We start from the raw sequence: 6,595 nt of genomic DNA, 5'->3' as shown, positions 1-6,595 counted from the left end.
GCCCCTTCCATGTCCGCTCCCGCTCCCGCCACAGCACGCCGCTGGTTCGTCGCCGGCGACTTCAATGGCTTCTTCGGCCTGGTCGTCGACAACCTGTCCATCCTGGGCTTCATCGCCATGGCCCTCATCGGCATGTTCCAGTTCCCCGCCGACGTGGTGTTTGGCCGCATGTTCCCCGGTACCGCCTTCGGTGTTCTGGTCGGCAACCTGCTCTACACCCTGATGGCGCGCCGCCTGGCCGCGCGCACCGGCCGCGATGATGTCACCGCCATGCCGCTGGGCCTGGATGCGCCGACCAGCATCGGCATGGCCCTGCTGGTGCTCGGCCCGGCCTTCGTCGCCTTCAAGCAGCAGGGCATGGACCCGCATGCCGCAGCCATCGCCACCTGGCAGCTGGGCATGGCCGCGCTGGTCATCATGGGCGTGCTGAAGCTGATCCTGTCCTTCTTCGGTGAAGCGGTAACCCGCGCGCTGCCGCGTGCGGCGCTGCTGGGTTCCATCGCCGGCATCGCCCTGGTGCTGATGGGCCTGCTGCCGCTGCTGGAAACCCTGCGTTCGCCGCTGGTCGGCTTCACAACGCTGGGCCTGCTGCTGTACGTGCTGATCGCCAAGGGCAAACTGCCGATTCGTGGACCGGGCGTGCTGCTGGCCTTCGTGTTCGGTACCGTCCTCTATTACGGCCTCGGCCTGGCCGGGCTCGGCGTGCCGGGCTTCCAGGTGCCGGCCTGGGTGCCGCCGCAGGTGGTGCTGCCGCTGCCCACGCTTGGCTTCATCGACGGCCTGCCGACGGCGATGACCTACCTGCCGCTGCTGCTGCCGTTCGGCCTGCTGATGGTGGTTGGTGGCATCAACGTCTCAGAGAGCGCACGCGCGGCCGGCGATGACTACCGCACCCGCGACATCCTGCTGGTGGAAGCGGTGGCCACGCTGGTGGCCGGTGTCTGCGGCGGCGTCGCCCAGACCACTCCGTACATCGGCCAGCCGGCGTACAAGCACATGGGCGCACGCAGCGGCTACACGCTGCTGACCGGCCTGTTCGTCGGCATCGGCGGCATGCTCGGCATCATCTCCGGGCTGGTGCAGTGGCTGCCGCTGGCAGTGCTGGCACCGATCATCGTCTACGTGTCCATCGACATCACCACCCAGGCCTTCCAGGCCACCCCACGCCAGCATGCCGGTGCGATGGTGCTGGGCTTCCTGCCGTCGGCGGCCTACCTGCTGGCGATCAAGGCGCCGGGCTGGATTCCCGCCGATCAGATGGGCGCGCTGCTGACCCACGTCGACGGCCATGGCCTGCCGGAGCTGGCGGTGATCTTCGCGCTGGGTAACGGCTTCATCATCACCTCGATGCTGTGGATTGCCACCGTATCGGCGATGGTCGATGGCCGCCTGCGCCGCGCCTGCGGTTTCCTGCTGGTAGCGGCGGGGCTGACCCTGTTCGGCCTGATCCATTCGGTCGACCCGCGCGGTGGCATCTACCTGCCGTGGGACCTGCAGGGTCTGGCGCGCATCATCAGCTGGCAGTTCGCGGGCGCCTACGTGGCGCTGGCCCTGCTGCTGGGGCTGCTGTCGCTGCAGAAGCAGCCGGTGAAGCCGTTGGCTGACACCGGCCATTGAACGCATACGCCGGGCCGTGCCCGGCGTCAGGTCTCGCGATCCAGCTCGGGGTAATGGCGGAAAATGCCGTTGGTGTTGAACGCCAGTCGCCGCTCCGAGGCGAGATAAGCGGCGATGTTCGGCCGCTTCGACACCCGCTCCTGCAGCGCCCGCAGCAGGGGCAGGGTGGGCGACAAGGCCTGCATCCGCTTCGGGAACATGTAATCCAGCCCGCTCAGCAGCTGGAACAGCGAGAGATCCACATAGGAATGCTCGCGCAGCGGGTGGCGGCCACCATTGGCCTCGATCACCTGCTCGAAATAGCCAAGGAACTTCGGCAAGCGCTCGCTGCGCATCGCCGTGGCGCGCGCCTTTGCCTCGGCTTTCTGGTCCTCGTAATACTTCGATGCGGCAATCGGATGATGGGTGTCGTGTACTTCCGCCACCAGGTCGGCGATGGTCAACTGCAGCTGTAGCGCCTGCATCCGGCGTGAAGCGGCATGCGGCACCAGATCCAGCGTGGGGCCGAGGAAATCCAGGATCGCCGCGACCTGCGCGATCACCTGGCGCCCGGCTTTCAGGAACGGTGGTGCGAAGGGTTGGCCGCCCTCGGTCTGGCCGCGCAGGAACGGCTCCATCACCGTATCGCCATGGATGCGTGCCATGTCCTCGTACGCGGCACCGGCATCTTCCAGCGCCAGCCGCACGAACTCGCCACGGCCCTGGATGCCGGTCCAGTAATACAGCGCGTAGTGCATGTCGATCTCCGTGAGGAATTTCATGCAGACTCGCGTGCCGCTTGCAAAGCAGGCGTGAGCATGGCGTTCATGCAAAGAACAACGCAGGCCAAACAGCGGGGGAACCGCCTGCGACGAAGGGGGTCATACTCGGGTCGTGCACGTGAAAAAGCTAGGTACTGCGTCATGCAGAAGAGTGGAAAAGCGGTGTGGCCCTGGGTACTGGGCGTGGTGGTGGTAGGCGGTGCGGGCGCGTGGCTGTTCCGCGACCAGTGGCAGGACCTGGCGGATCGCGTGGAGGTGCCCACCCAGGCAGCCGCGCCTTCGACGGCGGCGCCACCTGCGGCGCCCACGGCTGAACCCGCGTCGTCGACACCCGCCATCCAGCATCCGCTGGACACCGACGCTGCAGCCGACCCCGCGCTGCCGAAGATGGAAGACAGCGACACCGCAGCGTGGGCCGCGCTGAGTGGCCTGTTCCAAGGCGAAAGCGGACTCGCCCTGTTGATGCGTGACCACCTGATCCAACGCCTGGTCACCCACGTGGACAATCTGGACAAGACCAGCGTGCCGCCGTCTGCGCTGGCCACGCGGCCGCTGCCCGGCAGCCTGCAGGTGGAAGCCGGCAAGAACGGCGAGCAGATCGCCGCAGGCAACGCGGCCCGCTATGCGCCCTACGTGCAGGCGTTCACCGCGCTCGATCCGGCGGCAGCAGGTGGGGCGTACAAGCGCTTCTATCCGCTCATCCAGCAGGCCTACGTGGACCTCGGCCGACCGCAGGGGTATTTCAACGACCGCTTGGTGGCGGTGATCGACCATCTACTGGAAACCCCGGAACCGGCGCGACCGCCGGCCGTGGTGCGTGATGAGCGAGGCCGCTATCGCTTCGTCGATCCGGATCTGCAGTCGCGCTCGGTGGGGCAGAAGGCCCTGCTGCGGCTGAATGCGGACCAGCAAAGGCGGGTCAAGCAGCAGCTTCGCGCCATCCGCGGGGCCATTACCCGCTAGCCGGGGGGGATCTGATCCAGATCAACGCTCCGCCAACACCCCATCGGTCATGCTGGATACCGCTTGAACGGCTCGGATGCCCAGTCGCAGCCGCCCTTGAAACCGGGTGGGGCAACCGCATCTTCCCTGCATCGCCGGCGCGGCCGGCACTGATGACCGATGAGGATTCGCCATGCGAATGGACAAGCTTACTTCGCGTTTCCAGCAGGCGCTGGCCGACGCACAGTCGCTGGCCGTGGGCCGCGACAACAGCATCATCGAACCGGTTCACCTGTTCAGCGCGCTGCTGGACCAGCAGGGCGGCAGTACGCGCCCGTTGCTGGCCCAGGCTGGCGTGAACGTGCCGGTGCTGCGCGAGCGCGTGGCCGAGGCGCTGGATGCGCTGCCGAAGGTGTCCGGCCAGGCCGGCAACGTGTCGATGGGCAATGACCTCGGGCGCCTGCTCAACCACACCGACAAGCTGGCCCAGCAGAATGGCGATGCCTTCATCGCCAGCGAGTGGTTCGTGCTGGCCGCCCTGGAGGACAGCGGCACGCTGGGCATGGTGCTGCGCGCCGCCGGTGCCGACAAGGCGCGCCTGCAGACCGCCATCGACAAGCTGCGTGGCGGAGAGAACGTGCAGTCGGAAAACGCCGAAGAACAGCGACAGGCGCTGGAGAAGTACACCATCGACCTGACCGCGCGCGCCGAGAGCGGCAAGCTCGACCCGGTGATCGGTCGCGATGAAGAAATCCGTCGCACCATCCAGGTCCTGCAGCGCCGCACCAAGAACAACCCGGTGCTGATCGGCGAACCCGGCGTGGGCAAGACCGCCATCGTCGAAGGGCTGGCCCAGCGCATCATCAACGACGAAGTGCCCGAGGGCCTGCGCGGCAAGCGCGTGCTGTCGCTGGACATGGGCGCGCTGATCGCCGGCGCCAAGTTCCGCGGTGAATTCGAAGAGCGCCTGAAGGGCGTGCTCAACGACCTGGCCAAGAGCGAAGGGCAGATCATCCTGTTCATCGACGAGCTGCACACCATGGTCGGTGCGGGCAAGGCCGATGGCGCAATGGATGCGGGCAACATGCTCAAGCCGGCGCTGGCCCGTGGCGAGCTGCACTGCGTGGGTGCCACCACGCTGGACGAGTACCGCAAGTACATCGAAAAGGACGCTGCACTGGAGCGTCGCTTCCAGAAGGTGTTCGTGGGTGAGCCGTCGGTGGAGGACACCATCGCGATCCTGCGTGGCCTGAAGGAAAAGTACGCGGTGCACCACGGGGTCGAAATCACCGATCCGGCCATCGTCGCCGCCGCCACGCTGTCCAACCGCTACATCACCGACCGCCAGCTGCCGGACAAGGCCATCGACCTGATGGACGAGGCCGCCTCGCGCCTGCGCATGGAGATCGACTCCAAGCCGGAGGAACTGGACCGCCTTGAACGCCGGGTGATCCAGCTGAAGATCCAGCGCGAGATGCTGAAGAAGGAAAAGGACGATGCTTCGCGGCAGCGCCTGGCTGATCTTGAAAATGAGATCGAGGGCCTGGAGCGCGAGTTCTCCGACCTCAACGAAATCTGGAAGTCGGAGAAGGCTGCGCTCCAAGGCGCGACAAAGATCAAGGAACAGGTCGAGCAGGCAAAGCTGGATCTGGAAGCCGCGCAGCGCCGCCAGGATTTCGCCCGCATGAGCGAGATCCAGTACGGCCTGCTGCCGCAGCTGGAAAAGCAGTTGGCCGCTGCGCAGGAACTGGATGCCAACGACTTCAAGCTGGTGCAGGACAAGGTCACCGACGAGGAGATCGCCGAGGTCGTTTCGCGCTGGACCGGCATCCCGGTCAACAAGATGCTGGAAGGCGAGCGCGACAAGCTGCTGCGCATGGAAGACGTGCTGCACAACCGCGTGGTCGGCCAGGAAGAGGCGATCAAGGTCGTCTCCGATGCGGTGCGTCGCTCCCGTGCCGGCCTGTCCGATCCGAACCGTCCGGGTGGCTCGTTCCTGTTCCTCGGCCCGACCGGCGTGGGCAAGACCGAGTTGTGCAAGTCGCTGGCCGAATTCCTGTTCGACAGTGCCGACGCGATGATCCGCATCGACATGAGCGAGTTCATGGAGAAGCACAGCGTCGCCCGCCTGATCGGTGCGCCCCCGGGCTACGTGGGCTACGAGGAAGGTGGCTACCTGACCGAGGCCGTGCGCCGTCGCCCGTACTCGCTGATCCTGTTGGACGAGGTGGAGAAGGCGCACCCGGATGTGTTCAACATCCTGCTGCAGGTGCTGGACGATGGCCGCCTGACCGATGGCCAGGGCCGCACCGTGGACTTCCGCAACACTGTCATCGTGATGACCTCCAACCTGGGCTCGCACCAGATCCAGGACATGGGCAGCGATGACAGCCCGGAGGCCTACACGCAGATGAAGGCCGCGGTGATGGGCGTGGTGCAGGCGCACTTCCGTCCGGAGTTCATCAACCGCTTGGACGACATCGTGGTGTTCCATCCGCTGGACAAGCAGCAGATCAAGCAGATCGCGCGCATCCAGATGCGTGGCCTGGAGCGGCGCCTGGCCGAGCGTGGCTTGAAGCTGGCGGTCTCCGATGCAGCGTTCGACCTGCTCGGCAACGTCGGTTTCGATCCGGTGTATGGCGCACGTCCGCTGAAGCGTGCGATCCAGGCGCAGCTGGAGAACCCGCTGGCGCAGAAGATCCTCTCGGGGGAGTTCGTCAACGGCGATACCATCGAGGTCGGCAACGACGGCGGCCACCTGGTGTTTGCCAAGGCGTGATGCGGTTGCGTTCGTCCCCGTCTACGGGCGGGGACGAATCTGTCGGTAGCGCCCGTCCTCGCCGATCCCTTTGCTGCGGGTGTCGACGTTGGCGCAAAGCTGTTCTTTTCCGCACAGCACCACGTCGGCGCGGTTGTAGGCACGCAGCAATGCGGCCTCGATCTGGTTGCGCTCGATCTCCGCGCGATATTGACCGCCCAGCCACGCGGCACCCCCGAGAAGGATCGCCACGGCAGTTACGGCCGTGGCCACGCTCTTCCAGACGACGCCGCGCGACGCGAGCTGCAAGCGCTTGATTTCCGCAGCCAGTGCTTCGGTGCTGCGGCCCACACCCTTGGCCGATGCCGCCAGTTGCTGCTCATAGGCGCTCACCGGCGCGAGCAACGCCTGTTTGACGGCCGTTGTGCTGTCCCGGCTCACCCCAGCCACGGCAGCATCGGCGCTGGCTTTGAACTGCGCGGGCAGTGATTGTGCAAGCCCATTCAACGCGGCCGAC

General features: G+C 66.2%; 5 protein-coding genes. 3 read left to right on the top strand and 2 right to left on the bottom strand.

Annotated features, from left to right (window positions below; translation table 11 throughout):
* Window positions 1-9: 9 nt before the first annotated feature.
* On the top strand, window positions 10-1,617 hold the full coding sequence (locus tag DCO49_RS19005) for a hypothetical protein (RefSeq protein WP_116865317.1): 1,608 nt from the start codon (window positions 10-12) through the stop codon (window positions 1,615-1,617).
* 26 nt (window positions 1,618-1,643) lie between these two features.
* Here DCO49_RS19005 and DCO49_RS19000 read toward each other — a convergent pair whose 3' ends face one another.
* Entirely contained in the window at window positions 1,644-2,354 is a 711-nt protein-coding gene (locus DCO49_RS19000) for a glutathione S-transferase (protein ID WP_116865316.1), read from the bottom strand.
* Between the two features lie 165 nt (window positions 2,355-2,519).
* On the opposite strand from DCO49_RS19000, the gene DCO49_RS18995 reads away from it, so the two are divergent.
* Together DCO49_RS18995 and clpB are read left to right on the top strand one after the other, a co-directional pair.
* Window positions 2,520-3,341 carry a DUF3014 domain-containing protein gene (locus tag DCO49_RS18995; RefSeq protein WP_243402783.1) on the top strand — a complete coding sequence of 274 codons (822 nt, stop codon included), beginning with the start codon at window positions 2,520-2,522 and terminating at the stop codon, window positions 3,339-3,341.
* A gap of 172 nt (window positions 3,342-3,513) precedes the next feature.
* Complete coding sequence (gene clpB, locus DCO49_RS18990; protein WP_116865315.1) at window positions 3,514-6,099, top strand: ATP-dependent chaperone ClpB; 2,586 nt, start codon at window positions 3,514-3,516, stop codon at window positions 6,097-6,099.
* A gap of 21 nt (window positions 6,100-6,120) precedes the next feature.
* On the opposite strand, the gene DCO49_RS20380 is transcribed toward clpB, so the two are convergent.
* The coding region (locus DCO49_RS20380) for a hypothetical protein (RefSeq protein WP_116865314.1) at window positions 6,121-6,595 on the bottom strand (475 nt) is incomplete at its 5' end.

It is taken from the genome of Stenotrophomonas sp. SPM, assembly GCF_003105135.1.
In the GTDB taxonomy this organism is placed as follows: domain Bacteria; phylum Pseudomonadota; class Gammaproteobacteria; order Xanthomonadales; family Xanthomonadaceae; genus Stenotrophomonas.
Note: the sequence above shows the minus strand (reverse complement) of the source record. Positions and strands in the feature narration are given on the sequence as shown.

What these genes read in the sequence shown, in the direction of transcription:
- DCO49_RS19005 (WP_116865317.1), top strand. Translation starts at nt 10, where the DNA reads ATGTCCGCTCCCGCTCCCGCCACAGCACGCCGCTGGTTCGTCGCCGGC.
- DCO49_RS19000 (WP_116865316.1), bottom strand. Translation starts at nt 2,354, where the DNA reads ATGCACTACGCGCTGTATTACTGGACCGGCATCCAGGGCCGTGGCGAG.
- DCO49_RS18995 (WP_243402783.1), top strand. Translation starts at nt 2,520, where the DNA reads ATGCAGAAGAGTGGAAAAGCGGTGTGGCCCTGGGTACTGGGCGTGGTG.
- clpB (WP_116865315.1), top strand. Translation starts at nt 3,514, where the DNA reads ATGCGAATGGACAAGCTTACTTCGCGTTTCCAGCAGGCGCTGGCCGAC.